The sequence below is a fragment of the Dickeya oryzae genome (assembly GCF_009372235.1).
Classification (GTDB): Bacteria; Pseudomonadota; Gammaproteobacteria; order Enterobacterales; family Enterobacteriaceae; genus Dickeya; species Dickeya oryzae.
The window spans coordinates 151,340-175,223 of record NZ_SULL01000014.1 but is presented as its reverse complement, the minus strand read 5'-3'; the positions used below and the strand labels follow the sequence as shown (position 1 = coordinate 175,223).

Here is a 23,884-nt window from a genome sequence, read left to right as displayed (position 1 = left end):
TAGCAGGAGAGAAAGACCATGCCTGGTTTTATGCACATAAATGAAGAAAAAACACCGATTAGCCGTGAAGCCCTGTTACAGGAAGCCAATACACTGATTCAAAATCACGAAGATTATCTGCATGGCATGATCGCCAATGCAGTCGAACAGAAGAATGGGGTGCTGGTGTTCCGCGGCGAGTACTTTCTCGATAACGACGGGCTCCCCACCAACAAAACCACCGCCGTGTTCAACATGTTCAAGCATCTGGCGCACGTCTTGTCAGAAAAATACCAACTCATCGATTAATGCCAACCTTGCACCGGGACCACTGCGCCCGGTGCCTTCGCGGTGTTTTTACGCTTCCCGATTCACGTATCGTTTGGCATTCACTGATATTTCTTTTATGTATTCCCGGTTACCAACTGTCAGTCATGCTATGACTACACTTTTTATGTCGTCATAATTGAGAATGGTAACGCTACCATTAACAACACGCAAATAATTTAAAAAGAAATATAATGGACTTAATTTAAAAAAATATTATTTAAATGAGATCCTTTTAAAAGCACAGAAAACATTTCACAACAAAAATTGCTATTTATTTACATAACAAGAATCATTACTTATACTCTCGAACGATGCCTTATCGGCATCCATTAAAAATCATTTATTGGAGAGTGTTATGAAAAAGCAATTTGGATTGCCTTTGTTATTGTCACTCGCAGCAGTTTTTAGTCATGGCAGTTATTCTCAAACTCTTAATAATACCGATGAGGCAGGTCTGCCGATTGAATCAGGCCTGACAGCATTTAAACCGCTGGAAAGCAACAGTTCGTTTTTTTCGACCAAAGAGGCACCTCGTTCGTCGTCTTCTGGTCCTCTGCGGGCTCCAGCACCTGCGCTGTCACGCGTTGCTATCTACGCTGTAGGGTCATCAAACTGCGACTGGGAATACATAACATCCGGGCAGTTCTCTACCACCTGTGACCATGGTGGCTCGCTGCTAAGAGTCGCTGTAGTGGAAATGGGTTACGGCAGTAATCCGGTAGCCTGGATGAATAGCAATTTATTGCCACGCAGCGCCAATTATCAAACCGATACTATTTGTAATGTTGGGGGGCAATATACCTTCCCTTGTCCGGCCGGTTATACCGTTGTAGGCTGGATGCGTTATTATAATCTGGATGGAAATGAAAGCGGTAAGTTCCAATTCCAGGATACATCAACGAACGCGCCAAGAAATACGTTATCCACACAGATAACTATTCGATAGTTCGTCACATGAGCGGCCCACGGGCCGTTCATTCATCGAGGTCATCTATTTTTATTTTGAATAACAGCCATGAACTATAAAAATTAAGTTACCGGCATCAGAAAAATAAAATAACTCATAGATGAATAAATGATTAAAAATCATCACACAATATTCATACCGAAACCAGAATATAAATAACAGGGAGGAGCCCACCTATCCGGCACGCCACAATACACTGATGGTATTGATACAAAGGCACTACACGGACAGGCAGGTCAAACAACCGACTTACAGGTGAGGATGATTTCCTCGTTGCCACCAACGCAGCATCAGACGTTCCAGCGCATCACTGGTACTACCGGTTAACCGGTCCAACAAGCGCTTACGGCGGGTATAGCGTACTGCCAATACTTCGTGGTTTTCCATTTCAGCAATCAGCAGGTCGTCACTGGTGCCAATGGCATCCACCAGCCCCATATCCTTCGCCTGTGTACCAAACCAGTGCTCACCGGTCGCGACCGATTCAACATCCAATGACGGACGCATCTCGCTGACAAACTGTTTAAATAGCAGATGCGTTTCATTTAATTCCTGACGGAATTTTTCCCGTCCTTCATCCGTGTTTTCACCGAACAACGTCAGTGTGCGTTTGTACTGGCCCGCCGTATGCAACTCCACATCAATATCTTTATTTTTCAATAAGCGATTGAAGTTCGGGATTTGTGCTACCACGCCAATCGACCCGACAACAGCGAACGGTGCAGCCACAATACGATCTGCCACACATGCCATCATATAGCCGCCACTGGCTGCCACTTTATCCACGGCTACCGTCAGGCGAATACCACGCTGCCGGATGCGCTGTAACTGGGACGCGGCCAGCCCATAGCCATGCACCACGCCACCGGGACTTTCCAGTCGCAGTAACACTTCATCTTCCGGACGCGCCACCGCCAGCACTGCCGATACCTCTTCACGCAGCGAACTGACCTCGCCCGCATCCATGCTGCCGTTAAAATCGAGTACATATAAGCACGGGCGAGCGGATTTCTCCTCGCCACGTTTGGCACGTTTCTTTTCCTGTCTGGCGGTTTCCTTGTCTTCTTTTTTTTGTTTTTTCTCCAGCAGGTTGCGCTCGGTGTCGCTCATCGCGGCAGACCGCATCTCCTGCCGCATTTCACGGTATTGTTCGCCCAGATTAATCACTTGCAGTTCGCCTTTACGATGGCGTTTACGCTGCGTCATACCGACTGTCAGCACCACCAATGCGCCGATCGCGACGACAAGGGTGACGACTTTTGCCAGGAATAAACCATACTGAGAAAGTAATTCCACAAATACCGCCTTCATTGACCAATGTGATATATGACGTTGATTCTACAACAACCATTACGGTTTACAGCGCGGTGCGCCGAGCTTCTAACCTAACGTATGACAAGCGTGATGGCGATGATCTTTATATATAAATTGAACTTTCCGCTGCTTTTTGCTGCGTAGTCTGTGAGAAAGCCGGACCTTCTGATTGAAAACACCTATTGTTTCAGGCATAAAAAAACCATGATGGCTTTTTAGAAACACCTCATCATCCACGAATGATGACAGCCAGAGGACACTGTTTTGCATTACCAACCGAAAAAAGACTTGTTGCAACACCGTATTATTCTGGTCACGGGTGCCGGTGACGGCATTGGACGCGAGGCCGCACTGACCTATGCTCGTCATGGTGCAAGCCTGGTGTTGCTGGGACGTACCGAGAGTAAACTGCGGGACGTGGAACAACAAATCCTGCAAGAGTGCGGGACCCATAGTTATCTCATCCCCTGCGATATGCTGACCGCCAGTCAACATGACTTTATGCAGATAGCCGGGCAGATTGGTCAGGCGCTACCGCGGCTAGATGGCGTGCTGCACAATGCTGGTCTGCTGGGTGACATTGTGCCGATGGAGGAACAATCTGCTACCGTCTGGCACCAGGTCATGCAGGTTAACGTTAACGCGACTTTTATGCTGACACAGGCGTTATTGCCGTTGCTGCTGAAATCCGCCAGTCCGTCGCTCATTTTCACCAGTTCCAGTGTGGGTCGTCAGGGGCGCGCTAACTGGGGGGCTTATTCGGTCTCCAAATTTGCGACCGAAGGCATGATGCAGGTACTGGCCGAGGAGTATCGCAACCGCAACCTGCGGGTCAACTGCATCAATCCTGGTGGTACCCGTACTCCGATGCGCGCCGCCGCATTCCCCAACGAAGATCCGAACAAGCTCAAAACACCGGCAGATATTATGCCGCTTTACCTCTATCTGATGGGGGATGACAGCCGCCGTAAGACCGGCATGAGCTTTGACGCACAACCCGACCGCAAACCTGGCCCAGCCGAATGATGCAACACACAATGGAACAAAGGGTACCCGCTTATGAGTGATGATCGTCACCAGCAACGTCAACAGCGACTTAAAGAGAAAGTCGACGCCCGCATCGCCGCCGCCACAGACGTACGTGGCATTCTGATGGTATTTACCGGTAACGGTAAAGGAAAAACCACGGCGGCCTTCGGTACGGTGACCCGGGCCGTCGGACACGGACTGAAAGCAGGCGTCATCCAGTTCATTAAAGGTGAATGGCCAAACGGCGAAAAGAATCTGCTACAGCAGCATGGGGTGGAGTTTCAGGTGATGGCGACCGGTTTTACCTGGGATACACAAAACCGCCAGACAGACACCGAAGCCGCCCAGCATGTGTGGCAGCATGGCCTGCGTATGCTGGCCGATGATTCGCTCGACCTGGTGGTGCTCGATGAACTGACCTACATGCTGAGCTACGATTACCTGCCGCTGAACGATGTCATGATCGCACTACAGCAGAGGCCTGCGCACCAAAGCGTTGTCATTACTGGCCGGGGTTGTCATCGCGACCTGCTGGAAATGGCGGATACCGTAACGGAAATGCGACCGGTGAAACATGCCTTTGACGCCGGGGTCCAAGCCCAGCAAGGGATTGACTGGTAGATATCAGGAAAGAACAAACTGCGAAGGTAGATGGGCACCCAGGAGACAACAGCAAAGAGGCTGCGCCAGTCGGCACAGCCTCCGACAAACCAATCAGCCGTTGCGCTTCGGCGCACTGCGACGGTTACCAGCAGGACGACTCGCCGCGCCCGTCTGCCCATGGCGTTTCACCGCACGGCGTATCTGGTTAGCCTTCACCCGACGGCGCTCGCGCTCCACTGGCAGTTTACTGACCGTTTCGGGCGTCAGTTGCACCAGTTCACGCAAGTAGTTAACGTCGGCCAACGCCATCTCCGTCCAGCCACCACGGGGTAACCCTTTAGGCAACTGAATATCGCCATAACGCACACGGATCAGACGACTCACCTGTACGCCCACCGCTTCCCACAAGCGACGTACTTCGCGGTTACGGCCTTCCGTCAGGGTGACGTTGTACCATTGGTTCAGGCCTTCGCCACCTTGATAGCGAATCGCGCGAAATGCCGCAGGGCCATCTTCCAGTTGAACACCTTTACTCAATTGACGAATTTTATCATCACCCACCTCGCCAAAGACGCGTACGGCATACTCACGCTCAACTTCACGGCTGGGGTGCATCAGACGGTTAGCCAGCTCACCATCCGTTGTAAACAGCAACAGGCCAGAGGTATTCACGTCAAGACGCCCTACTGCCACCCAACGGTATCCCTGAATGCGCGGCAGACGATCAAACACCGTCGGTCGGCCTTCCGGGTCGCTGCGGGTACAGAGTTCCCCTTCCGGTTTGTAATACATTAATACACGGCAGACAGCTTCTTCAGTTTCACGAACTGACACCACATGTCCGTCGATACGAATTTTGGTCGCCCGGGTAACCTCAACGCGATCCCCCAGCGTGGCAATCTTGCCGTCAACGCTAATGCGCCCGGCTTCAATCATACTTTCAATTTCGCGGCGTGAACCGTGCCCTGCACGCGCCAGTACTTTCTGTAGCTTTTCGCTCATTGAGCAACCTCTGATGTCGCCTTCACAGGCGTCGGGGGGAATGTCATTGATGACCAGAAATGCGTTAACTCATTAAAAATAAAGCGTTAACGCAGAATAGTGCGATTATACCTTGATTCCACCCATTTGTATGCTAAATGTTAGCGACAATGGGCGTTGTGCGGTAAGCCTCGCCTGACCGTAAGGCTTATTGCAGAATAACGCATGACAGACAGGAGGCGTTTTACAAAAACGGTGTCACATCCCCCGTACCTTCGCGTACTACCACTGGTACATCGTCGGTCAGGTCAATAACCGTGGTGGGTTGTTGTCCCAAAAAGCCACCATGAATAATCAAGTCCACCCGCTTACCCAGCTGTTCCTGAATTTCTTCCGGGTCAGACTCGGCAAAATCATTACCCGGCAGCATCAGCGTGGTTGACATTAACGGCTCATTCAGCACCGACAGTAATTCCAGTGCAATCGGGTTAGACGGCACACGCATCCCAATGGTTTTGCGCTTGTCGTTCATCAGGCGACGTGGCACTTCCTTGGTTGCCTTGAGGATAAAGGTGTAATTACCCGGCGTATTATTTTTGATCAAACGAAACGCGGCATTATCCACATACGCATAGGAGGACAACTCTGACAGGTCGCGACACATCAGCGTGAAATTATGGTTTTGATCCAGTTCGCGAATACGGCAAATGCGCTCCATCGCCGCTTTGTCTTCCAGCATGCACCCCAGTGCGTACCCTGAATCGGTGGGATAAACGATAACACCGCTTTTACGCAGGATCTCCACCGTCTGGTTAAGCAGACGCGGTTGCGGGTTCTGCGGATGAATATAGAAAAACTGACTCATGCTACATCCTCTGTCTTCTGAAAACGCGTCACTCTCAGGCAAGCCGCCACAACAGAAGTGACACGCGACAAAATGCTGTATGAATAGCGAGCGGGGTAAAGGCGAAACCGGTATACCAGCACCATCACGATGACCTGGTAACAGCAACGAGTAAATGAAATGAACCTATCCCGCGTCGTACCGTCGTAACTTAGCCCGCTAACGCCGGGTGTTGCCAGACTGGCTCCACGCCCGCAGGCAACCACAATTTTCGCCCCAACTCTATCCAGGCACAGGGTTGATGAAAGTCCGACCCCTGTGACCCCAGCAAATGATAGTCCTGCGCATAACGCGCCAGTTGTGAACGCTCATCCGGTGCCTGCTGACATTGGGCGATTTCCATCGCTTCCCCACCACAATCAGCAACATGCCCGATCAGGCGTTTGAGCCATTTGGTGGTCAGGTCATAACGGCCAGGATGCGCCAGCACCGCCACTCCACCCGACTGACGGATAGCGTCCACGGCTTGTTGTATTGTACACCACTGTGGCGGTACATAGCCGGTTTTCCCTTTAGCCAGATATTTTTTAAACACCTGGGCGACCGTGTCGGCTTTTTCCAGCTCGACCAGGTAGCGCGCAAAATGCCCGCGGGTGATCATGCCGCCCTCCGCCAGCCGCGATGCGCCAGCCAGCGCATCAGGGATAAGCGCTTTTTCCAGCCGCAGAGCTATCTGTTCGGCCCGTTGCTGACGATACTGCACTTGCTGTTGCAGCAACGAGGTCAAGGCGGGATGGTCACAATCCATCCCCAGTCCGACGATATGAATTTCGTGATTTTCCCAGACCGTGGAAATCTCAACACCAGCAATCAGCCGCAATGGTAATGCCTGCTGCACAATAGCCGCCTGTGCCTGCGCCAATGCCGCCGTGGTGTCGTGATCGGTAATTGCCAGCACGCTGACGCGCATACTCACCGCTCGCTGCACCAATTCAGCAGGCGTCAGTAATCCGTCAGACGCCGTGGTGTGGCTGTGCAAGTCATACAGGGGAAATGCAGGTGATGCGGGTAACTCATCTGGCACGTCGGGTATCTCGCTGTTTCAGGAAATTTCAGGCGGCATGATGCCATCAACCTGACCAAAAAGGAAAAAAGATCGGTCCGTGCTGCCTGCTCTCACCATCCTGCCATCAGCCACCAGACATTCCCCCGAAAAAATCCGGTTAAATGTTATTGACTTCCTTTCTGTGTTCCAGTTAACTAGTACACAAGTTCAAGCGTAGCGATAAGTGAGGATATGGCGATGACGGTAACAACCCTGCCCCTGAAAAATCATGCTGGTTGGTGGCGCTTCTCCCTGTTGCGGGTGAAGTGATAACGCATAGCCATTTTCCGACATGCCTATCCTGAAACCCGCTGGTAGCGGGTTTTTTTATGGACAAAATACGAGTAAACATCATGCACACACCACAACCTGAACTAGAGCTGTTGCGCGTCGACGCCGAATACCGTAACGATCCCAGCGCCACGTTCCATCAATTATGCGGCGCGCGTCCGGCAACGCTGTTGCTGGAGTCAGCCGAGATCGATAGCAAGCAGAATCTGCAGAGCTTGCTGATTGTCGACAGTGCATTGCGTATTACCGCCCTCGGCTCGCAGGTATCCATTCAGGCATTAACAGCTAACGGTGCCTCGCTGTTACCGTTGCTGGACAAGGCACTACCGAGCGATGTCACGGTCGATGTGCGTCCAAACGGTCGCGAACTGACCTTTCCTGGCATCGACGGCCTGTTAGATGAAGATGCGCGCCTGCGCTCGCTGTCGGTATTCGATGCGCTACGCCAGATGCTGACACTGGTGACCTGCCCGCCAGACGAACGTGAAGCGATGTTCTTCGGTGGCCTGTTCGCCTACGATCTGGTAGCCGGCTTCGAGAGCCTGCCGCCACTCAGCCAGCAACAGCGCTGCCCGGATTACTGTTTTTATCTGGCTGAAACACTGCTGATTGTGGATCACCAAAAACGGGTCACCCACCTGCAAGCCAGCCTGTTTACACCTGATGCTACTGAGCGTCTGCGTCTGCAACAGCGTCTGGAGCAGTTACAACACCAGTTACGCCAGCCTGCGCCAGCGTTGCCGTACCAGACAGTAGACACCATGACCCTGAACTGCAATCAAAGCGATGAAGACTATGGTGCCGTCGTCAGCCAGATGCAGCAGGCAATCCGCATCGGTGAGATCTTCCAGGTCGTCCCATCCCGTCGTTTCTCGCTGCCATGCCCGTCACCGTTGGCCGCCTACCAGACACTGAAAGACAACAATCCGAGCCCTTACATGTTTTACATGCAAGATCAGGATTTCACCCTGTTCGGTGCCTCGCCGGAAAGCTCGCTCAAATATGACGCCATCAGCCGCCAGATTGAAATCTACCCTATTGCAGGCACTCGTCCTCGTGGGCGTCGCGCTGACGGCTCGCTGGACCGGGATCTGGACAGCCGTATCGAACTGGAAATGCGCACCGACCATAAAGAACTGGCCGAGCATCTGATGCTGGTTGACCTGGCTCGCAACGATTTGGCGCGGATCTGCGAACCCGGTAGCCGCTATGTGGCTGACCTGACCAAAGTGGACCGCTACTCATTCGTGATGCATCTGGTTTCTCGGGTGGTTGGCACGCTGCGTCACGATCTGGATGTCCTGCACGCCTACCGCGCATGTATGAACATGGGGACGCTCAGCGGCGCGCCTAAAGTCCGGGCGATGCAGTTGATCGCGGAAAGTGAGAAAACACGCCGCGGCAGCTACGGCGGTGCGGTAGGTTACTTCACCGCACGTGGCGACCTCGATACCTGCATCGTCATCCGTTCCGCCTATGTGGAAGATGGCATCGCTACCGTGCAGGCTGGTGCTGGCGTCGTGCTGGATTCCCAGCCGCAAGCCGAAGCCGACGAGACCCGTAACAAAGCCCGCGCGGTTCTGCGCGCGATTGCCAGCGCGCATCATGCCCGGGAGGTGTTCTGATGGCCGATATCCTATTACTCGATAACATTGATTCTTTTACCTATAACCTGGTCGATCAACTGCGTGCCAGCGGCCACAACGTCGTGGTGTACCGCAACCAATTGCCTGCGGATGTGATCATCGAACGCCTGCAGCAGATGGAAAAGCCGGTGTTGATGCTCTCTCCCGGGCCCGGCACCCCCGCTGAAGCTGGGTGCATGCCGGTACTGCTGCAACGCTTACGCGGCCAACTGCCGATCATCGGGATTTGTCTGGGACATCAGGCCATCGTCGAAGCCTACGGCGGTCATGTGGGTCAGGCCGGTGAGATCCTGCACGGTAAAGCCTCCAGTGTTGAACACGACGGTCAGGCCATGTTCATCGGGTTACCCAGCCCGTTGCCGGTAGCACGCTATCACTCGCTGGTGGGAAGCAACATCCCAGCAGAACTGGTGATTAACGCCAGTTTTAACGGCATGGTGATGGCGGTACGCCATGATGAACACCGTGTCTGTGGTTTCCAGTTCCACCCGGAATCGATTCTGACGACACAAGGTGCGCAGTTGCTGAATCAAACGCTGGACTGGGCTTTGGCCTGAATGGAAGGAGACACACGAATGCAACAGATTCTTGAGAAATTGTACCGTGCCGACATTCTGAGTCAGGCAGAAAGCCAGCAACTGTTTGCGGCTATTATTCAGGGCGAGCTGGAGCCGACACAGTTGGCGGCGGCACTCATCAGCATGAAAGTTCGTGGTGAACACCCCGATGAAATCGCGGGTGCCGCAACGGCGCTGCTGGCTGATGCCAAACCGTTCCCACGTCCGGATTACCTATTTGCTGATATTGTCGGCACCGGCGGCGATGGCTCTAACAGCATTAACATTTCTACCGCCAGTGCCTTTGTCGCGGCTGCTTGCGGGGTAAAAGTCGCCAAACACGGCAACCGTAGCGTATCCAGCCGTTCAGGATCGTCTGATTTATTGTCGGCCTTTGGTATCAAACTCGATATGTCGGCAGAGCTATCCCGTCAGGCACTGGACGATCTGGGCGTCTGTTTTCTGTTTGCACCGCAATACCACACCGGTTTTCGTCATGCGATGCCAGTGCGTCAGCAGTTAAAAACTCGCACCCTGTTCAACGTGTTAGGGCCGCTGATTAACCCTGCACGTCCGCCGCTGGCGCTGATTGGCGTCTACCGGCCCGAGCTGGTCGCGCCAATTGCCGAAACACTGAAAGTACTGGGGTATCAGCGTGCCGCTGTGGTACACGGCGGTGGAATGGATGAAGTCGCCATTCATGCCCCAACGCACGTGGCAGAACTGCGTGACGGGCAGGTAACCACTTACCAGTTAACCCCCCATGATTTCGGGCTGGACTCCTTCTCACTGGACGATTTACTGGGCGGCTCACCGGAAGAAAACCGTGATATTCTGGCCCGACTGCTTCAGGGCAAAGGACACCCCGCACACGATGCCGCCGTCGCGGCTAATGTGGCGCTCTTGTTAAAACTGTTCGGACAGGAAGATCTACGGCAGAATGCCCAACAAGCACTGGACGTGATTCATAGCGGTCAGGCTTACCAACGGGTATTGGAACTGGCAACCAGAGGATGATGATGAACATGCAGGAAACCGTATTAACCAAAATCGTACGCGACAAAGCACTGTGGGTAACCGAGCGCAAACAACGACAGCCGCTCGACGGCTTTCAGTCGCAGGTCACGCCCAGTTCACGCCATTTTTATCAGTCGCTGAAAAAGGCCAGCCCGGCATTTATTCTGGAATGTAAAAAAGCCTCTCCCTCCAAGGGGTTGATTCGGGCTGACTTTGACCCGGCGGCTATCGCGCGAGTTTATCAGGATTACGCCTCCGCCATTTCCGTGTTGACTGACGAGAAGTACTTTCAAGGCGACTTCACCTTTCTGACCCAGGTGAGCGCCGCGGTTGCCCAGCCGGTTCTGTGCAAAGATTTTATTATCGACCCGTATCAGATTTACCTGGCCCGTTACTATCAGGCAGACGCCATCCTGCTGATGCTCTCAGTGCTCGATGATGACCAGTATCGCCAGTTGGCACAGGTGGCACACAGTCTGGATATGGGCATTCTGACTGAAGTGAGCAATGAAGCCGAACTGGCGCGTGCCATCGCGCTGGAGGCTCGCGTTGTCGGCATTAATAACCGCGATTTGCGCGATCTGTCCATCGATTTGAACCGTACCCGCACACTGGCACCACAGTTACCCGCCAGCGTCACGGTCATCAGCGAATCTGGCATCAGCCGCTATGCCCATATTCAGGAATTAAGTCAGTATGCCAACGGCTTTCTGATCGGCAGTTCGCTGATGGAGGAAGACGATCTGTCCATGGCGGTGCGTCGGGTTATTTTGGGCGAAAACAAAGTCTGTGGGCTGACTCGGCCTGAAGATGCTGCTGCCGCTTTCCAGGCCGGTGCGGTATATGGCGGGCTGATTTTTGTTGCCAGCTCACCTCGTTACGTGACAACGTCACAAGCACGTACTGTCATGGCCGGTGCCCCGTTGCGCTATGTCGGGGTATTCCGTGACGCGCCACTGGCTGAAATCGTGGAAGCGGCATCATCGCTTCAACTGGCAGCAGTTCAACTACATGGCCATGAAGACGATGCCACCGTTGCTGCACTGCGGGAGCAACTGCCTGCAACCTGCCAGATATGGAAAGCCCAACCGGTCGGCGATACGCTGCCCCTTCTGGCACTGCCACAGGTTGATCGGATACTGCTCGACAACGGTCAGGGTGGCAGTGGTCAATCGTTCAACTGGTCATTGCTGCAAGGACAATCGTTACAGCAGGTGCTGCTGGCCGGTGGCCTCAATCCGGACAACATCGCGCAGGCGGCCAAATTCGGCGCGGCAGGACTGGATGTTAACTCCGGCGTTGAATCGCAACCCGGCATCAAAGATTCACAAAAAATTGCGGCGGTATTTCAAACGCTGCGTGCGGCGCAATCCCGCCGCACCTCTCATGCATAAAGAAGGTACAGGCTGATTATGACATTACTTAACCCTTATTTTGGCGAATTCGGTGGTCAGTATGTACCACAGATTCTGATGCCCGCCCTGCGTCAGTTGGAAGAGGCGTTTGTTAGCGCACAGCGTGATCCCGCGTTTCAGTCTGAATTCAGTGATTTACTGAAGAATTATGCCGGTCGCCCGACCGCGCTGACACGGTGTAAAAACCTGACGGCAGGCACTCGCACCACACTCTACCTGAAACGTGAAGACCTGCTGCACGGCGGAGCCCACAAGACCAATCAGGTATTGGGTCAGGCGTTGCTGGCAAAACGGATGGGTAAAACAGAAATTATCGCCGAAACCGGTGCGGGCCAACATGGTGTTGCCACGGCGCTAGCGTGTGCGCTGTTGGGATTGAAATGCCGGGTCTACATGGGTGCCAAAGATGTCGAACGTCAGTCGCCGAATGTATTTCGTATGCGCTTGATGGGCGCAGAAGTCATCCCGGTACACAGCGGTTCTGCCACACTGAAAGATGCGTGTAACGAAGCGTTGCGTGACTGGTCCGGTAGTTATGAAACGGCGCATTATCTGCTGGGTACTGCCGCAGGCCCACACCCTTACCCCACTATTGTGCGGGAATTTCAGCGCATGATCGGGGAAGAAACGAAAGCTCAGGTGAAAGAAAAAGAAGGTCGCCTGCCGGATGCGGTGCTGGCTTGCGTCGGTGGCGGATCCAATGCGATTGGTATGTTCGCCGACTTCATCGATGAGCCTTCTGTACGCTTAATCGGTGTAGAACCGGCGGGACTCGGGATCGAAACCGGGCACCACGGCGCACCACTGAAACATGGTCGCACCGGTATTTACTTCGGGATGAAATCACCGATGATGCAGACTGATGACGGGCAGATTGAAGAATCATACTCGATTTCAGCCGGTCTGGACTTCCCTTCTGTCGGTCCACAGCATGCGCACCTAAACAGTATCGGGCGAGCGGAGTATGTGTCAGTAACCGACGATGAAGCGCTGAACGCCTTTCGGGAGTTGTCTCGTCATGAAGGTATCATTCCGGCGCTGGAATCATCCCATGCGTTGGCACATGCGCTGAAAATGATCAGCGCTGAGCCGGAAAAAGAACAAATTCTGGTGGTGAATCTGTCCGGGCGCGGCGATAAAGACATTTTTACGGTTCACGACATTCTGAAATCCCGGGGAGAAATCTGATGGAACGCTACCACGCTTTGTTTAAACGGTTATCGGAAAAGCAGGAAGGGGCGTTCGTGCCGTTTGTCACCCTGGGTGATCCTTCCCCGGCACTGTCACTGCAGATAATCGACACGCTGGTTGCCGCCGGAGCGGATGCATTGGAGTTGGGTATCCCTTTCTCCGATCCGCTGGCAGATGGCCCAACCATTCAAAATGCCACGCTGCGCGCGTTCGCCGCAGGTGTAACCCCGGCCCAGTGTTTTGAAATGCTGGCCACTATCCGTCAGAAATACCCTGACCTGCCGATTGGGTTGCTGATGTATGCCAACCTGGTTTTCAGCAACGGTGTTGATGCCTTTTATCAGCGTTGTGCGCAAACTGGCGTTGACTCTGTGTTAGTCGCCGATGTCCCGGTAGAAGAATCCGCACAATTTCGTACTGCAGCAATCAAGCATGGTGTCGCGCCTATCTTTATCTGTCCGCCGAATGCCGATGACGAGTTATTGCGTGAAATCGCTTCCTTTGGTCGCGGTTACACCTACCTGCTCTCTCGGGCCGGGGTAACCGGTGCAGAAACCCGTGCACAGCTACCATTACATCATTTACTGGAAAAATTGCAGGAATACCACGCGGCACCACCGTTACTCGGTTTCGGTATTTCTGAACCGACTCAGGTGCAGCAGGCGTTAACATCTGGCGCCGCCGGAGCGATTTCTGGTTCAGCGATTGTCAAAATCATTGAGCAGCACCATGAGCAACCAGATACGATGCTGGCAAAACTGAGCGAATTTGTCAGCACGATGAAAGCGGCCACCCGCACTCGCTGATTTATCTCCCCCTCCCGTCGTTTTGACGCCATAGCTGTTGACCGGCTATGGCGTTTTCGTGTCAATCACTCCAGATCTTATCCGCGGCGATGCTGACCCCTGCCTTGCCCAGTATCCTGCCGTTTGGTTATGTTGCCCCCTACCACTCCATATCGCCCTCATTCACAAGCAGGATTAACGTCACAAAATGATAAACATACTCATAAATATGAATTCATTAAGAAGAAGATAAATTGTTAAAAATTAACAAAAAAATATAAAATCCAATAAAAATAAATATTTATATGTAACATTATGTAATATAATGAAATAATATAATTCATATTTATTGAAACATGGTTTTATTTCTATAGGCATAGATTTCCTGCTATGTAAATAGACGAACATCACACAATGAAATGGCTTTTCATTTTTTTCAATTTAATGTTCCCGATCACACATTTGTAAGCAGAGATAAATAAAAATCGGCATCGTGCTGCGCCGCATCGGCGACACAACACTTATAAGAAATGATCTCTGAGAGGGTTATAACAATGAAATTTAAAATTCTGACAGTGATGGTTGCATCTTTGGTAAGTATGAGTTCAATGGCAGTGACGTTTGATTATCGCCATGAGATGAACGATACCAAAAACGCCGATCACAAAGATCGACTGCTGATTTCGCATCGTTTTGACAATGGATTTGGTCTGTCTTCTGAAGTGAAGTGGAAACAAAGCGATAAAGATACAACCCCAAACAAGCCGTATAATGAACCTGTCAGCAACGAGACCGAAGTGACTGCCAGTTATCTATATAAATTCGATAAGACATTCAGTCTGGAAAGTGGCTTCAACCTGGTCTCCAGCAACACGTACAGCAACTACCGCCCTTATATCAAAGGCGGCGTCAATATAACGAATGATCTGTATTACTTCCTGCGTTACCGTCCTTCCTACAAGCGGTATAGCGGTAATATCGGCGGTACCGACACCACCATGAAGGGCTATACGATTACCAGCACACTGGGGTACAAATTCCTGAACAATTTCACCATTGAATACGAACTGGAGTACAATAAAAATACTAAAGCCGGTTCATTCGGTTACATTGCTGACAAAGATAATGATAACTTCACCCACGACGTGAAGCTGGCCTACAAGATCGACAAAAACTGGACACCTTACATTCAGCTTGCCAATATTGATGGCAGCAAGACAACTGACGAGCGTCAGACTCGCTACCGCGTCGGTGTGCAGTACAACTTCTGATAACTGTTATCGCGGTTATAAAAAAGGCGGAACCTTGGTTCCGCCTTTTCTGCTTGTTACATCGTTTATTAGAACGTGTAACCGACACCAAACATAAATACCCAAGGATTGAGGTGAGTTTTGATGCTCTGATCCTGACCGGCAGCCTTGAATTTTACAGTAGTGTTGATATCCATCCACCATACCGACATGTTTACTAGCCAATTTTTATTCAGGTTGTAATCCAAGCCAGCTTGTGCAGCAACTCCCCAAGAACTTTTAAGGTGTAAATCACTCAATTGACCACCGAGATCCTGGGTAAATTTTTCATTAAAAAACGTGGTGTAGTTTAAACCAACACCCAAATAGGGCCGCAGACTATCAGTACTTTGCCCGAAATAATATTGTGCCATTAATGTAGGTGGTAAGTGTTTAACTTCAGCGATTGAGCCGAGCCTACCCAGACTAACTTTATGCTTAAACGGCGTTGCCGCCAGTAATTCCATCCCGATGTTATCGGTAAACATATAACCAGCGGTTAACCCTAGCTGAGTGTTGCTATTTACACTGAAAGAGCCTAACCCCAACACATTATCAGAGCCAGCATTAGGGCGTACCGTTGCGGTTCCAGCACGAACAATAATATCCCCTGCCTGATGGGCTTCTGCCAATGCAGGTACCATCGCCGCTGCTACCATCAATAAAGCAACCTTTTTCATTATCCACTCCATTTGTAAGGTTAATGTCCGTGCGAACTATACCCACTAAGGGGTAGATTTGTTTGAATCCAGATCACATCCTGACAGGTTTTTTGCAGCAAAACGACCTCAATCAAATCACCCCAAGTCACTAAAAAACATAGAATTGATCCAAATCAAAAAGCACGGGAAAGGCAAATCCCCCGCAAGCACAAAAAAAAGCTGCACTGCCAGATATTCCGGCGTAATGTTATTTTTTCATCTGAGATTCAGCGCCGAGTGAGGCCGGTGGGTAATCAATTATGAGTCATCACAGTCACGTTAACCCTTGTATGGAATGTGGCGCATGCTGCGGCTATTTCCGGGTATCGTTTTACTGGTCAGAAGCGAATGATGGAGGCGGCGCAGTACCCGTTGATCTAACTGAGCCAGTCACGCCGTTTCTACGCTGTATGGCAGGCACAAACAGCAAACCGATCCGTTGCTGCGCGTTGGAAGGTAACATCGGCGAGTCGGTCAGTTGTCGCATTTATGCCCAACGCCCATCGCCATGCCACGAGTTTGCGCAGTCGGGCGAAGAAGGGCGGTCTAACGATGCCTGTGATCGGGCACGTGCGGCCTATGGCTTACCGCCGCTCATCCCGGCCAGTTTGCTGCAGCCGTGCTCATAAATCAGAGCAAAAATAAGCAGATAGATGAAATAAATGTCGGGGTGCCACGGAACACCTGAACGGGTTACAATAGCCAGCTAATGCCTATTGCTAACTTTTGCCAAGGAGTTTTCATGCCTATCACGGCCAGCAGGTTGTACCGTGACACCTTGAATTTTACGCGTAACCAGTTTTTCAGCATTCTCATGCTGGCGCTGCTGACGTCATTGATCACCGTCGTCCTTGGGCACGTCTTTACTCCCGATAGCGATCAACTACAACTACTCAGTAACAGCAATGTCGATTTATCCTCCATTGAGCAGCCAGGCATCAGCGATATCATTGCGCAGCTCTCCCCTGAGCAACAACTCGTTCTGTTGAAGGCATCTGCTGCAGGTACTTTTGCGACGCTGGTAGGTAATGCCTTGTTAACTGGCGGTATCCTTATGCTGATCCAACTGGTCTCAGCGGGCCACCGGACCAGCGCGCTGCGGGCCATTGCCGCTTCCGCACCGCTGTTACCCCGCCTGCTTCTGCTGGTGCTGGTTTGTACCCTGTTAATTCAGTTAGGCATGCTACTGGTGGTGGTACCGGGGATTTTATTATCCATCGCCTTTAGCCTGTCACCGGTGATCGCCGTAACGGAAAAGCGCGGCGTATTTGCTGCTATGCGAGCCAGCAGCAAGCTGGCATTCGCCCATTTCCGCCAGACAGCACCCGCCGTCATGCTATGGTTACTGGTCAAAGTCGCACTACTGCTACTGATCGCCCGTTTGCCAATGGTGTCGCCAACCGCGATGGCGGTGGTGTTAAATACCATCAGCAACATTATCTCTGCCATGTTGCTGGTCTACGTATTTCGTCTGTACATGCTGGTACGCAGTTAATGCTGCCTATCCTGAACGGGAGTGGCGCCAGCGCCGCTCCCTCTCAACCCGCCGTTATAACGGTGACAACGTAATTTTCTGCAAATTGTTACGATAAATCGGGAATCGTGCCGCATAAACAGCGATAATAATTCGCAGAGAGTTCACCCTTTTTTGGTATACGCGGCCCCACACCGGATACGTGACGGATTAACATAATGAAGCAACTAATTGATTTTATTCCACTTATTGTCTTTTTTGTTTGTTATAAACTGTATGATATTTATGTCGCTTCGGGTGCATTGATCGCAGCAACAGCCGCCGCATTACTGTTTAGCTGGTTCATTTACCGCAAGATAGAAAAGATGATGCTGCTGACCTTCCTGATGGTGGCCGTATTCGGCACCCTGACGTTGGTCTTCCATAACGATCAATTCATTAAATGGAAAGTCACCATCATTTACACGCTGTTCGCTACCGCATTGCTGTTCAGCCAGTTTGTCATGAAAAAACCGCTAATTCAGCGCATGCTCGGCAAAGAGCTGGTCTTACCGGAAATGGTGTGGGCAAAACTGAACATAGCCTGGGCTATCTTTTTCCTGCTGTGCGGACTGGCGAACATCTATATTGCCTTCTGGTTACCACAAAGCGTTTGGGTCGACTTTAAAGTATTTGGCCTCACCGGCCTGACTCTGGTATTTACATTACTGTGCGGCGTTTACATTTACCGTCACCTGCCGGGCGAACCGGAGAAGACGGAAAATGAAGGCGATAAATAACCTACCGCCACAGACTGATTATTGACTACTCACAAGCGGATTCGTTGATCCTATGAGCAAACAAGATGTATTACCTCACGGCGAGTTGGTGCTGCGCACCCTGGCCATGCCAGCGGATACCAATGCCAATGGCGATATCTTTGGCGGCTGGTTAATGTCACAGATGGATATCGGTGGCGCGATTCTGGCAAAAGAGATTGCAGAAGGCCGCGTTGTCACCGTTCGCGTCGATGGCATGACCTTTCTCAAGCCCGTTGCCGTTGGTGATGTGGTTTGTTGCTACGCCCGTTGCGTTCGTACCGGACGTAGTTCAATGACAGTCAATGTGGAAGTGTGGGTGAAAAAAGTATCAACAGACCCCATTGGCCAACGCTATCGTGCGACCGAAGCCCTGTTTACTTATGTCGCAGTCGATGAAGAGGGGCGTCCACGAGAATTGCCGCAAGGGAAAAGCAATTTCGCACCAGAACAATAATCACCTTAACCATTCTGGAAGCATGACAATAAGGCACCACAAGTGGTGCCTTATTCATTGGTGCGACACTGACCCGGGGCTTATTCCATCGCCGTAGCACCATTAACTTTGAAAATAATCGTCACCACCAGGTCTTTCCCTGGTCGATTCTCTTCATAACGCCACTTACGCATCGCCTGCCTGATATCTCGCTCGAACAGGTTTTGCGGTTCAGCTGACAACACCCGGACATTACCTACATGACCCGACTCATCCACATCAAACTGTACTTTAACCCGGCCTTCAATATGCAGGGCTAACGCACGGGCAGGATATTCCGGCTGAGCCCGATTTACCGGTTTGGGACCAGCAGGCTGGGCGCTGGCAACCGGAGCCTGACTAACCGGTGCCGGATTATGGTTCACGGTCTGGCTGGATGCGGGTGCGGCATTCGGCTCAGGCACACGTTCCTGGGGCTTGTCCTTTTGCGGCTCCAGCTTTTTCACCGGTTTGGGCTTTGTTTCCGGCTTAGGCTTGGGTTTCGGCTGAGGTTTAGGTTCCGGTAACGGAATGGGGACCGGTTTTGGCAACGGCGGCGGCTCAGGTTGAACCTGTGGTTCCGGCACTGGTTCGGGTTCATGTGTTGGCTCTGGCTCAGCGGTCGGTGCGGGTGCGGCTTCCTGCGGTGCGGTGTTAACCATCATAACCTGGATCGGTTGCGGCGCCGTCGGCAGAGTGACTGAGGTATTAAACGAAGCAAACAACAACCCAGCTATCAATGAACCATGGAATACGACGGAAACCAATACAGGCCATGAGTATCGGTGGGTCAGGAAAAATGTTTTCTGCGGCATAGTTATATGATGTCCTCTCACCGCTCAATTTTAAATGCAAATGACAATCATATTCAATAGCATCACTTCAATTCCTGTCATAAACGACGTCACGATTTATCCGGTTTCGGCCTGTCAGCATCATAGCGTATGATGACGCTTCATCTCATAACGATATGACACAATGAGGTTTACTATGCTGTATGTGATTTATGCCACCGATGTCCCTGGCTCACTGGAAAAGCGTCTTGCTGCCCGTCCGGCACATCTTGAACGATTGCAAACACTACGCGATCAGGGGCGTTTGTTAACAGCAGGTCCGCTACCTGCCATTGACAGTGAAGACCCAGGGACCGCCGGATTCACCGGTTCCACCGTTATTGCCGAATTTCCATCGCTGGAAGAAGCTCGTCAGTGGGCTAACGACGATCCTTATGTCGCCGCAGGTGTTTACGACGCGGTCAGCGTTAAACCCTTTAGAAAAGTTTTTTAATCTAAACTTGACGGAGGTTATGGAATTTTCAATAAACATGACCTCCATTTTCACCCCAAACATCTGAAATATTTTATTCATTTAATGATGTTATGTTGGCGGCAGTTTTCTTTAGCGAGTAAATTGTCATGTCAATGTCAACATCCACCCCGTCACGCTCCGGTTTTCTGGGCAAATTACGCCAGTACCGCCTGAGTTTCCTTTCCGGTTTATTGTTGATCATCGGACTCTTTTCCTTATTACAGTTGTTGTCTGTAGGCATGATCTCGAAAACCATGACCGAGGTGCGTCAGGATAGCGCCGCCAACGAGGCACTGCGCCAGCAACAGGCACTGATGGATCAGGCGCGAATGGAGGTCATGAACGCCAGCGATAAGCTCAATCGCGCGGGTATCTACCTGATGTTTGATAAGGAAACCGGCTCTGTCGGCAGTTGGAATAGCCTGATGTCAGAAGCAGAAACCTCATTAGCTAACGCACAAGGGTCTTACCAAAAACTAGAGCGTTTCTCTGGCTCCGCACGTAATGATGCCGCTTTCACTGACCTCAAAAACAGCTATCAGCAGCTTTATAACGGGTTAGTTGAACTTGCCCAGGGTATTAAAAAAACGAACGAAATCGACATTTTCTTTGCCGTACCTATTCAGGCTTACCAGACGCAGTTCACCCAGAAGTATTCCCGATTCCTGCAGGAAAACGATGCCCGTCAGAAACAGCATGCTCAGCAGTTGTTGAATAACCTCGATGCTGCACACACCCTGTTTATCGTGATTCTGGGGTTACTGCTGGTCATTTCGGTGCTGGTCTGGATTGGTGTCAACAAGGTGATCGTTCATCCACTTAAACGCATCACCGACCATCTGAAACTGATCGCATCCGGTGATTTGTCCCACGACATTGCCATAGAAAAACGTGCAACCCGTGAAATCGCCGTCCTGAACAACAGTGTAGTCCAGATGCAAAGCGGTCTGGTTGAGCTGATAAGCCAGGTTCGTCAGGGCATGGAAACCATGATGCAGCAGGTAAGTCATGTCACCAGCGACAACCGCCAGTTATCAGAGCAGGCCAACCTGCAATCTGCGGAACTGAAAGTCACCACCGAGCACATCATTCAGATTAGCCAACATCTGGAACAGAATGCCCAGTACACAGAGCAAGCCAGCCATCATGCCCAAGAAACCAGCCATATCGCCGAACAGGGCGAAGGCATGATGAGTGACGTCAGAAATGCGATGCAGAATATTTCCAGTCGCAGTAAAGAAATGACGGAAGTGATCTCACTGATAGAAAACGTCGCCTTCCAGACGCATATCCTGTCACTGAATGCAGCGATTGAAGCCGCACGGGCCGGTGAAATGGGCAAAGGATTTTCGGTCGTGGCGCGAGAAGTCGGTACGCTGGCCTCGCAAAGCAGCCAGTCAGCGCACAACATTAATGCCTTGATTCACGAATCAGACAGCAGTGTTGCCACCGGTGCCAGGCTGGTTGTTCGCCTCAATGATAGCTTGCAAGAAATTATTCAGGCCGCCAAAGGTACCAGTACCTTTCTCAATGAAATCACTGACATCTCGCAACAGCAGAATCAGAGCATTCATGAGGTCACCAACCGAATCAGTTCACTCAATGATACCGTGAAGCAAAACGCCCTGCAGGTGGAAGCCTCGGCCCGAACCTGTCTTCAACTCCTTGAACAGGCAGAACAGCTCAACCTGTCAGTATCACTGTTCCATTTGCCCGTGATGGAAGACACACCAAGGGAAATCAATGCCCAGCACACGACACCGATTCAGGTCGCCAAAAACTACGTCGCCCTGCCGCAGCATTCCCCCGCATTGTAGTCTTCAGATAATCTGATTGGATAAAAAAGCCCAACAACCTGATGGTTGTTGGGCCTGACACTCACTACCCGGCGACTACCACTCGTAAGCTACGGCATACAATAACGCACGGCGCTGCTGTTTCTGGCACAGATAACGTACGTGATGGATATGTCGGTAACTACGCGATTGGGCCTCAAGCCAGCGACTCCGACGGCGCTGCACCTGACGTTGCATACGCCAGCGGCTGACTTCATTCCGGCTGCGTTTCATGGCACGACTCTTATGATCAACATGATGGGCGCGTCTATTATATCCCCCTGTTTTCGCGCGCCAAGAGAGAATGCAGGATTTTCCCGAATCCGCATGCTTGCCAGACATACGCTATAGTATTCAGAGTAAAGGACTTTCCCCTCAGGGGAACTATGCATACACTTGAGCTGGTGAACATTTCGCAGCAGGGAACCGTACATTGTTACTATGACAGCATTTTATACTGTACTTAGCGGATTACTGGTTTTCAGTTACTGGCTGCTTGTTGCCAGTATTACGTTGCGTATTCTGATGAAAAGGCGGGCCGTCCCTTCTGCGATGGCCTGGCTGTTGGTGATTTATATTCTGCCGTTGGTCGGTATCGTCGCCTATCTGTTGTTCGGCGAGCTACATTTGGGAAAGCGCCGTGCGGAGCGCGCCCGACAAATGTGGCCAGTGACAGCCCAATGGCTGCGAGACTTGAAGGAATATCGTCGCATTTTCGCCACCGAGAATAGCGAGGTCGCCCGCTCATTATTTCAACTGTGTGAACGTCGACAAGGAATTGGTGGTATCAAGGGCAATCAGTTGCAATTGCTGACCTCCTTTGACGACACCATCAAAACGTTAATCCGCGATATCGAACTGGCACACAGTAATATTGAGATGGTGTTCTATATCTGGCAGGCGGGCGGTTTGGTGGATCACGTGATGAACGCCCTGCTGTTAGCATCACGCCGTGGGGTCAAATGTCGAATCCTGCTCGATTCGGCAGGCAGCGTACAGTTCTTTCACAGTACCTACCCGGAGATGATGCGTACTGCTGGCATCACCGTGGTGGACGCATTACAGGTGAATCTGTTACGCGCCTTCCTGCGTCGTATGGATTTGCGTCAGCACCGCAAGGTCATCCTGATAGACAACCGCATCGCCTACACCGGCAGCATGAATATGGTGGACCCGCGTTATTTCAAGCAGGATTCCGGTGTCGGTCAGTGGGTGGACCTGATGGTACGTATCGAAGGCCCGGTAACCACGACCATGGGCGTGATTTATAGTCTCGACTGGGAAATGGAAACTGGTCAGCGCCTGCCACCACCGCCGCCGGATGTCAATATCATGCCATTCGAGCAAGAGCGCGGCCATACCGTACAGGTTATCGCCTCTGGCCCCGGCTACCCTGAGGAGATGATTCATCAGGCATTGCTGACAGCGGTTTACGCTGCACGGCACCAGCTCATCATGACTACCCCTTATTTTGTACCGAGTGATGACCTGCAACACGCCATCTGTACCGCAGCCCAGCGTGGTGTAGAGGTCAGTATTATCGTACCGTATAAAAATGACTCCATGATGGTGGGCTGGGCCTGTAAAGCCTTTTTCACTGAGTTACTGGCGGCGGGGGTCAGAATCTACCAGTTCGAAGGCGGTTTATTGCATACCAAAAGCGTGCTGGTCGATGGGCAACTTAGCCTGGTCGGTACGGTTAATCTGGACATGCGTAGCCTCTGGCTGAACTTTGAAATCACGCTGGTGATTGACGATGACGGTTTTGGTAGCGATCTGGCCTGTGTGCAGGAGGACTACATGTCCCGCTCACGACTGTTGAATACCAAGGAGTGGTTAACACGCCCTTATTGGCAACGGATTGTCGAGCGACTGTTTTACTTTTTCAGCCCACTGCTGTAATCACACCGCCCTTCATGCTCTAATACCCCATTACGTTTTAACAGGAATG

Annotated in this window: 24 protein-coding genes, 1 pseudogene and 1 other annotated feature; of the genes and pseudogenes, 17 read left to right on the top strand and 8 right to left on the bottom strand. The window is 51.5% G+C overall.

What is annotated here, in order from left to right; all coding sequences use genetic code 11:
* The first annotated feature begins 18 nt into the window (after positions 1-18).
* Both FAZ14_RS15715 and FAZ14_RS15710 read left to right on the top strand, forming a co-directional pair.
* On the top strand, positions 19-288 hold the full coding sequence (locus tag FAZ14_RS15715; RefSeq protein WP_016941327.1) for a YciN family protein: 270 nt from the start codon (positions 19-21) through the stop codon (positions 286-288).
* A 376-nt stretch (positions 289-664) separates the two neighbouring features.
* Complete coding sequence (locus tag FAZ14_RS15710) at positions 665-1,255, top strand: YolA family protein (RefSeq protein ID WP_016941326.1); 591 nt, start codon at positions 665-667, stop codon at positions 1,253-1,255.
* A 270-nt stretch (positions 1,256-1,525) separates the two neighbouring features.
* On the opposite strand, the gene sohB is transcribed toward FAZ14_RS15710, so the two are convergent.
* The gene (sohB, locus tag FAZ14_RS15705; RefSeq protein WP_016941325.1) at positions 1,526-2,572 is read right to left on the bottom strand and encodes a protease SohB; all 1,047 of its coding nucleotides are present in this window, start codon (positions 2,570-2,572) and stop codon (positions 1,526-1,528) included.
* A 282-nt stretch (positions 2,573-2,854) separates the two neighbouring features.
* On the opposite strand from sohB, the gene FAZ14_RS15700 reads away from it, so the two are divergent.
* On the top strand, positions 2,855-3,616 hold the full coding sequence (locus tag FAZ14_RS15700; RefSeq protein WP_016941324.1) for a YciK family oxidoreductase: 762 nt from the start codon (positions 2,855-2,857) through the stop codon (positions 3,614-3,616).
* Between the two features lie 33 nt (positions 3,617-3,649).
* Positions 3,650-4,240, top strand: a complete 591-nt coding sequence (gene cobO, locus FAZ14_RS15695) for a cob(I)yrinic acid a,c-diamide adenosyltransferase (protein ID WP_016941323.1) — start codon at positions 3,650-3,652, stop codon at positions 4,238-4,240.
* Between the two features lie 93 nt (positions 4,241-4,333).
* Here cobO and rluB read toward each other — a convergent pair whose 3' ends face one another.
* The 4 genes from rluB to FAZ14_RS20395 form a co-directional block, all read right to left on the bottom strand.
* On the bottom strand, positions 4,334-5,224 hold the full coding sequence (gene rluB, locus FAZ14_RS15690) for a 23S rRNA pseudouridine(2605) synthase RluB (RefSeq protein WP_016941322.1): 891 nt from the start codon (positions 5,222-5,224) through the stop codon (positions 4,334-4,336).
* Positions 5,225-5,447: 223 nt separating this feature from the next.
* The gene (locus FAZ14_RS15685; RefSeq protein WP_016941321.1) at positions 5,448-6,068 is read right to left on the bottom strand and encodes an L-threonylcarbamoyladenylate synthase; all 621 of its coding nucleotides are present in this window, start codon (positions 6,066-6,068) and stop codon (positions 5,448-5,450) included.
* A gap of 190 nt (positions 6,069-6,258) precedes the next feature.
* Positions 6,259-7,131 carry an RNase RNM gene (rnm, locus tag FAZ14_RS15680; RefSeq protein ID WP_153508852.1) on the bottom strand — a complete coding sequence of 291 codons (873 nt, stop codon included), beginning with the start codon at positions 7,129-7,131 and terminating at the stop codon, positions 6,259-6,261.
* A gap of 189 nt (positions 7,132-7,320) precedes the next feature.
* A complete protein-coding gene (locus tag FAZ14_RS20395) occupies positions 7,321-7,446 on the bottom strand; it encodes a hypothetical protein (protein WP_268906970.1) in 126 nt (41 codons plus the stop codon).
* Positions 7,384-7,483 (top strand) — a sequence feature (Trp leader region). It overlaps the preceding gene by 63 nt.
* Positions 7,484-7,505: 22 nt before the next feature.
* On the opposite strand from FAZ14_RS20395, the gene FAZ14_RS15675 reads away from it, so the two are divergent.
* From FAZ14_RS15675 to FAZ14_RS15645, 6 genes and pseudogenes are all read left to right on the top strand, one after another.
* Positions 7,506-9,068 carry an anthranilate synthase component 1 gene (locus tag FAZ14_RS15675; protein WP_016941319.1) on the top strand — a complete coding sequence of 521 codons (1,563 nt, stop codon included), beginning with the start codon at positions 7,506-7,508 and terminating at the stop codon, positions 9,066-9,068.
* A pseudogene (gene trpD, locus FAZ14_RS20215) lies at positions 9,068-10,663 on the top strand (bifunctional anthranilate synthase glutamate amidotransferase component TrpG/anthranilate phosphoribosyltransferase TrpD). The gene FAZ14_RS15675 and the pseudogene trpD overlap by 1 nt, the downstream one beginning before the upstream one ends.
* 8 nt (positions 10,664-10,671) lie before the next feature.
* Complete coding sequence (gene trpCF / locus FAZ14_RS15660) at positions 10,672-12,057, top strand: bifunctional indole-3-glycerol-phosphate synthase TrpC/phosphoribosylanthranilate isomerase TrpF (protein ID WP_029456335.1); 1,386 nt, start codon at positions 10,672-10,674, stop codon at positions 12,055-12,057.
* Between the two features lie 15 nt (positions 12,058-12,072).
* The gene (gene trpB / locus FAZ14_RS15655; RefSeq protein ID WP_193744085.1) at positions 12,073-13,266 is read left to right on the top strand and encodes a tryptophan synthase subunit beta; all 1,194 of its coding nucleotides are present in this window, start codon (positions 12,073-12,075) and stop codon (positions 13,264-13,266) included.
* Positions 13,266-14,075, top strand: coding sequence for a tryptophan synthase subunit alpha (gene trpA, locus FAZ14_RS15650; RefSeq protein WP_038925916.1), 810 nt, complete (start codon positions 13,266-13,268; stop codon positions 14,073-14,075). The genes trpB and trpA overlap by 1 nt, the downstream gene beginning before the upstream one ends.
* 533 nt (positions 14,076-14,608) lie before the next feature.
* A complete protein-coding gene (locus FAZ14_RS15645) occupies positions 14,609-15,325 on the top strand; it encodes an oligogalacturonate-specific porin KdgM family protein (RefSeq protein WP_016941313.1) in 717 nt (238 codons plus the stop codon).
* 68 nt (positions 15,326-15,393) lie between these two features.
* Here FAZ14_RS15645 and ompW read toward each other — a convergent pair whose 3' ends face one another.
* Positions 15,394-16,023 (bottom strand): outer membrane protein OmpW, encoded by a 630-nt coding sequence (ompW, locus tag FAZ14_RS15640; RefSeq protein WP_016941312.1) that lies wholly within the window; start codon positions 16,021-16,023, stop codon positions 15,394-15,396.
* Positions 16,024-16,304: 281 nt separating this feature from the next.
* Here ompW and FAZ14_RS15635 point away from each other — a divergent pair, with 281 nt between their 5' ends.
* The 4 genes from FAZ14_RS15635 to yciA all read left to right on the top strand — a co-directional run bounded on the left by FAZ14_RS15635 (position 16,305) and on the right by yciA (position 18,772).
* Complete coding sequence (locus FAZ14_RS15635) at positions 16,305-16,673, top strand: YkgJ family cysteine cluster protein (RefSeq protein WP_016941311.1); 369 nt, start codon at positions 16,305-16,307, stop codon at positions 16,671-16,673.
* A gap of 113 nt (positions 16,674-16,786) precedes the next feature.
* Complete coding sequence (locus FAZ14_RS15630; protein WP_016941310.1) at positions 16,787-17,539, top strand: YciC family protein; 753 nt, start codon at positions 16,787-16,789, stop codon at positions 17,537-17,539.
* 197 nt (positions 17,540-17,736) lie between these two features.
* A complete protein-coding gene (locus FAZ14_RS15625) occupies positions 17,737-18,297 on the top strand; it encodes a septation protein A (RefSeq protein ID WP_016941309.1) in 561 nt (186 codons plus the stop codon).
* Between the two features lie 52 nt (positions 18,298-18,349).
* Positions 18,350-18,772, top strand: a complete 423-nt coding sequence (gene yciA, locus FAZ14_RS15620; RefSeq protein WP_012884802.1) for an acyl-CoA thioester hydrolase YciA — start codon at positions 18,350-18,352, stop codon at positions 18,770-18,772.
* 80 nt (positions 18,773-18,852) lie between these two features.
* Here yciA and tonB read toward each other — a convergent pair whose 3' ends face one another.
* Positions 18,853-19,605 carry a TonB system transport protein TonB gene (gene tonB / locus FAZ14_RS15615; protein WP_153508851.1) on the bottom strand — a complete coding sequence of 251 codons (753 nt, stop codon included), beginning with the start codon at positions 19,603-19,605 and terminating at the stop codon, positions 18,853-18,855.
* Between the two features lie 175 nt (positions 19,606-19,780).
* Here tonB and FAZ14_RS15610 point away from each other — a divergent pair, with 175 nt between their 5' ends.
* Positions 19,781-20,077 carry a YciI family protein gene (locus FAZ14_RS15610; protein WP_016941307.1) on the top strand — a complete coding sequence of 99 codons (297 nt, stop codon included), beginning with the start codon at positions 19,781-19,783 and terminating at the stop codon, positions 20,075-20,077.
* A 134-nt stretch (positions 20,078-20,211) separates the two neighbouring features.
* Positions 20,212-21,915, top strand: a complete 1,704-nt coding sequence (locus FAZ14_RS15605; protein WP_153508864.1) for a methyl-accepting chemotaxis protein — start codon at positions 20,212-20,214, stop codon at positions 21,913-21,915.
* A 75-nt stretch (positions 21,916-21,990) separates the two neighbouring features.
* On the opposite strand, the gene FAZ14_RS15600 is transcribed toward FAZ14_RS15605, so the two are convergent.
* The gene (locus tag FAZ14_RS15600; RefSeq protein WP_012884806.1) at positions 21,991-22,167 is read right to left on the bottom strand and encodes a YciY family protein; all 177 of its coding nucleotides are present in this window, start codon (positions 22,165-22,167) and stop codon (positions 21,991-21,993) included.
* 207 nt (positions 22,168-22,374) lie between these two features.
* On the opposite strand from FAZ14_RS15600, the gene cls reads away from it, so the two are divergent.
* Positions 22,375-23,835, top strand: coding sequence for a cardiolipin synthase (cls, locus tag FAZ14_RS15595; RefSeq protein WP_016941305.1), 1,461 nt, complete (start codon positions 22,375-22,377; stop codon positions 23,833-23,835).
* Positions 23,836-23,884 lie beyond the last annotated feature (49 nt).

What these genes read in the sequence shown, in the direction of transcription:
- FAZ14_RS15715 (WP_016941327.1), top strand. Translation starts at nt 19, where the DNA reads ATGCCTGGTTTTATGCACATAAATGAAGAAAAAACACCGATTAGCCGT.
- FAZ14_RS15710 (WP_016941326.1), top strand. Translation starts at nt 665, where the DNA reads ATGAAAAAGCAATTTGGATTGCCTTTGTTATTGTCACTCGCAGCAGTT.
- cobO (WP_016941323.1), top strand. Translation starts at nt 3,650, where the DNA reads ATGAGTGATGATCGTCACCAGCAACGTCAACAGCGACTTAAAGAGAAA.
- rluB (WP_016941322.1), bottom strand. Translation starts at nt 5,224, where the DNA reads ATGAGCGAAAAGCTACAGAAAGTACTGGCGCGTGCAGGGCACGGTTCA.
- FAZ14_RS15685 (WP_016941321.1), bottom strand. Translation starts at nt 6,068, where the DNA reads ATGAGTCAGTTTTTCTATATTCATCCGCAGAACCCGCAACCGCGTCTG.
- FAZ14_RS20395 (WP_268906970.1), bottom strand. Translation starts at nt 7,446, where the DNA reads ATGTCGGAAAATGGCTATGCGTTATCACTTCACCCGCAACAGGGAGAA.
- FAZ14_RS15675 (WP_016941319.1), top strand. Translation starts at nt 7,506, where the DNA reads ATGCACACACCACAACCTGAACTAGAGCTGTTGCGCGTCGACGCCGAA.
- trpCF (WP_029456335.1), top strand. Translation starts at nt 10,672, where the DNA reads ATGCAGGAAACCGTATTAACCAAAATCGTACGCGACAAAGCACTGTGG.
- trpA (WP_038925916.1), top strand. Translation starts at nt 13,266, where the DNA reads ATGGAACGCTACCACGCTTTGTTTAAACGGTTATCGGAAAAGCAGGAA.
- FAZ14_RS15645 (WP_016941313.1), top strand. Translation starts at nt 14,609, where the DNA reads ATGAAATTTAAAATTCTGACAGTGATGGTTGCATCTTTGGTAAGTATG.
- ompW (WP_016941312.1), bottom strand. Translation starts at nt 16,023, where the DNA reads ATGAAAAAGGTTGCTTTATTGATGGTAGCAGCGGCGATGGTACCTGCA.
- FAZ14_RS15635 (WP_016941311.1), top strand. Translation starts at nt 16,305, where the DNA reads ATGAGTCATCACAGTCACGTTAACCCTTGTATGGAATGTGGCGCATGC.
- FAZ14_RS15630 (WP_016941310.1), top strand. Translation starts at nt 16,787, where the DNA reads ATGCCTATCACGGCCAGCAGGTTGTACCGTGACACCTTGAATTTTACG.
- FAZ14_RS15625 (WP_016941309.1), top strand. Translation starts at nt 17,737, where the DNA reads ATGAAGCAACTAATTGATTTTATTCCACTTATTGTCTTTTTTGTTTGT.
- yciA (WP_012884802.1), top strand. Translation starts at nt 18,350, where the DNA reads ATGAGCAAACAAGATGTATTACCTCACGGCGAGTTGGTGCTGCGCACC.
- tonB (WP_153508851.1), bottom strand. Translation starts at nt 19,605, where the DNA reads ATGCCGCAGAAAACATTTTTCCTGACCCACCGATACTCATGGCCTGTA.
- FAZ14_RS15610 (WP_016941307.1), top strand. Translation starts at nt 19,781, where the DNA reads ATGCTGTATGTGATTTATGCCACCGATGTCCCTGGCTCACTGGAAAAG.
- FAZ14_RS15605 (WP_153508864.1), top strand. Translation starts at nt 20,212, where the DNA reads ATGTCAACATCCACCCCGTCACGCTCCGGTTTTCTGGGCAAATTACGC.
- FAZ14_RS15600 (WP_012884806.1), bottom strand. Translation starts at nt 22,167, where the DNA reads ATGAAACGCAGCCGGAATGAAGTCAGCCGCTGGCGTATGCAACGTCAG.
- cls (WP_016941305.1), top strand. Translation starts at nt 22,375, where the DNA reads ATGACAGCATTTTATACTGTACTTAGCGGATTACTGGTTTTCAGTTAC.